4 protein-coding genes and 1 pseudogene are annotated in these 3,132 nt (G+C 64.8%); 3 read left to right on the top strand and 2 right to left on the bottom strand.

Going from position 1 to position 3,132, the window contains the following annotated elements; genetic code table 11:
- Positions 1-312 precede the first annotated feature (312 nt).
- From ACO1BU_RS36520 to ACO1BU_RS36530, 3 genes and pseudogenes are all read left to right on the top strand, one after another.
- Positions 313-1,151, top strand: a pseudogene (locus ACO1BU_RS36520) (IS5 family transposase).
- Between the two features lie 98 nt (positions 1,152-1,249).
- A complete protein-coding gene (locus ACO1BU_RS36525) occupies positions 1,250-1,567 on the top strand; it encodes an HU family DNA-binding protein (RefSeq protein WP_424140767.1) in 318 nt (105 codons plus the stop codon).
- Positions 1,568-1,644: 77 nt separating this feature from the next.
- Positions 1,645-1,920 carry an HU family DNA-binding protein gene (locus tag ACO1BU_RS36530; protein ID WP_424140768.1) on the top strand — a complete coding sequence of 92 codons (276 nt, stop codon included), beginning with the start codon at positions 1,645-1,647 and terminating at the stop codon, positions 1,918-1,920.
- A 283-nt stretch (positions 1,921-2,203) separates the two neighbouring features.
- Here the strand turns inward: ACO1BU_RS36530 and ACO1BU_RS36535 are convergent, their stop codons facing one another.
- A complete protein-coding gene (locus ACO1BU_RS36535) occupies positions 2,204-2,875 on the bottom strand; it encodes a transposase (protein ID WP_424140770.1) in 672 nt (223 codons plus the stop codon).
- The coding region (locus tag ACO1BU_RS36540) for a transposase (RefSeq protein ID WP_424140769.1) at positions 2,770-3,132 on the bottom strand (363 nt) is incomplete at its 5' end. The genes ACO1BU_RS36535 and ACO1BU_RS36540, both read right to left, overlap by 106 nt.

Genomic DNA, 3,132 nt, shown 5'->3' on the forward strand with positions numbered 1-3,132 from the left:
CGAACTCCCATGCAGGCCGGCGGTCCGTGACCGCGTAAGAGGCCGGACAGATGGCAGCATCCGACTACGCGTCACCGCAATTCTGAAGTTTTCCCTTGCCCTGAAGGGGGCGTCCACAGATGTTGCAGGGATCGGTCCGGAGGCTGGTCTCGGGTAGGCTGAAGGTGGGGCGATGCCCTACGGTCACTCAGAGGCGCCCAGCTCGCTATTCAAAGCGACCCTGGACCATCGAACCACATCCCGCGACAGCGGCACCGCCTGACGAACTGGGCGGCGCATGACGCCGCTTTGCGTGCCCGAGGCAGCCTGACGGTGTGGTTTTCAGAGGCGGCGATCGCGGCATGGCAGGCCGAGCCGCGGACCACTCGGGGCGGGCAGCCCTCGTATTTGGCCTTGGCGATCTCGACGGCCCTGGCGCTGAAAGCCGTGTTTCGCCCGGCGCCGCGCCAGCCGAAGGGCTGATCGGGTCCATCCTGCAGCTGCTCGGACTTGACTTGGCCATGCCGGACCAGTCCACCCTCAGCCGCCGGGCCGAGACACTGGAGGTGCCGCTGCCGGCAACGAGGTCGAGCGGAGAGCCCATGCACCTGCTGAAGGACAGCACGGGGCTCAAACTCTGCGGCCCCGGCGAGAAGCTGGTCGAGGAGCAAGGCACCAGGACGCGTCGGGGCTGGCGTAAGCTCCATCTGGCCACGGATGCCGACACGGGCCGGATCGTCGCGTCCATGCTGACCGACCACGATGTGGATGATAGCTCACTGGTCGGCCCCTTGCTCGACCAGATCAATGATTCCGTCGCATCGTTCACCGCGGATGGCGCATTCGACCGAGAAGACGTTTACGCCGAAGTCACGGCACGTCATCCGGACGTTGAGGTGATCGTGCCACCACGATGCGGCGAAGTGCCGTGCGAGGCGGTCGAGACCGCGCCGACCCAGCGCGACGGGCACATCGGAGTTAGCGCAGAACTTGGCCGCATGGGTCGGCAGAAGGTCTCTGGCTACAAATGGCGTGCTCTGGTCGAAGAGTGTCGGTGCATTGCTGCGCGAAGGTCCAGTCTGCCCGCCTCGCGGCGTTCTACTTGCCCGGACCCGATCATTAAGTTCGAGCGCTGTTCCGCTTGCATTGCTCGAACGAAGCCGCTGAGATAGCGGCCCTATGCCCACTGGGTAGTACTTTCCTCCTGGAGAGGATAGTTTTCTCTGCCTGCAAAGGAGCAGGCGACGAGCAAAGGTCCAACAATCAAGCCATGTCGAAGAAGTTTCTCACCGACGTCATCCAGCAGTCTTCCGACATGAACGGTGTGGCCGCCGGGCGCCTGGCGGCCGACATCATCGCCGCTATCAGGGAGCAGATCGTCGAGAATGGCCGCTTCTCGCTGCCGGATTTCGGCGCCTTCACCGTGCGCGAGACGCCGAAGCGCACGGCACTGAACCCCCGCACCGGCGAGAAGGTGGCGGTGAAGGCGGGCGCGACGGTAAAGTTCAAGGCGGCCCCGTCGCTCAAGACCGCGGCCTTCGCCGGTGCGAAGAAGGCCAGGCGCCGCGCCGCGAGGTCGGCGAGCTGATCGCCGCGGAGTGCTCGCTCCGCATCGACCGATGATGCGGGCACGTCGGCTCAATCCAAACAGCATCGAGGGCCACCATGAAGACTTCGGATCTCATCGAGCGCGTATCGGCCACCGCTGGCATTGAGAAGAGCATCGCAAAGAAGGCCGTTGAGGCCGTCCTGGCCGGCATCGTTGAATCGGCCAAGTCAGGGGAAGAGGTGAACCTCCCCGGTTTCGGCAAATTCAAGACCAGGCAGGTTCCTCCGCGACAAGGCCGCAACCCGTCGACGGGAGAGGCGATCGAGATTGCCGCCTCGCGAAAGATGACCTTTGCCCCCGCCAAGCAGGTCAAGGACGTTCTTGCAGAATGAAGGGCGATGTTCCGCCAGTCACGGAAGTGAACAGCGCGCTACGGTTCCAGCTCTAGCTTCAGCGACGCGCAATACGCAGGGCCGTCATTTCGTTTGAGCGGCGGCTTCAGAACTACATTGCGCGTAAGTCTCCTCTCTCGCCAGTTGCCATACGGGCGAGAGAGGCCCGCGCAGCGCGGCGGATGTGGCGGGCGGCGGTTAAGGACCAGGGGAGATTGCACATCGAACCACTCTGGTGCATGGATCAGAGGTACGGACGCATGATGCCCTACTGTCATCGGGATCATGCGATGCGGACGTAGTCTGCGCGTCCGAGATCCAGCATCCGGTTCAGGGCATTCGCGGCGATGGCCACCTCAGCCACCTGACGTCCATTGCTTCCCGAGTGCAGCCTGTCACCGATGACGCGCTTCCATCGCGCGATGTCGGCTTCCACCAGGGCGCGCCAGTTGTATCCGGACGTCCTTTGCCAGCCCATGCGCCCGCGCTCGGCAATCGCCTGAAGATGGCGGTCACGCCGCGTCGGGTCGATCTCGGCAGTGCCGCTCGGCACGGCACTCGAGCGTGGCGGCACGATGACGTCCGCATCGGGATGCCGCGCGGCTACCTCGGCGTAGACGTCGTCACGATCGAACGCGCCGTCGCCGGTGAATGAAGCGACGGGCCCGTCGCTCCGTTCAAGCAGCGGGCCAACCTGCGAGCCATCGTCGGCATCCGGGTCCGTCAGCACCGACGCGACGATCCGGCCGGTGTCGGCGTCGGTCGCCAGGTGGAGCTTCCGCCACGACCGGCGCCTCCGTGTCCCATGCTTCTCAACCGAGCTATGCGGGAATTTGGGTGACGCGGTGATCAGGCGGCGTTCTGTGCTGGCGTGTTGGTGACCTCGACGCCGTTCTTGAATGTGACGCCCTGGATGAGCTTGGGCAACTGGTTCTCGCCCTTCAGCCTGCGCCAGGTCTTGGCCGCGGCCATGACGAGCTTGAACACCATGAGCCGGGCGGTGTCCTGGGACAGGGCGCCCCTGGTCCGGACGGTGCGGTGCCGGACGGTGGCGAACACGCTCTCGATGGGGTTCGAGGTGCGGAGGTGGTCCCAGTGCTCGGCGGGGAAGTCGTAGAAGGTCAGCAGTGCGTCCCGGTCCTTCACCAGGCAGGTGACCGCTCTCTCGTACTTGGCCCCGTATTTCCCGGCGAAGGTGGTGATCGCCGTCTC

This window comes from Roseomonas chloroacetimidivorans, assembly GCF_049629625.1.
Lineage (GTDB): Bacteria > Pseudomonadota > Alphaproteobacteria > Acetobacterales > Acetobacteraceae > Roseomonas > Roseomonas chloroacetimidivorans.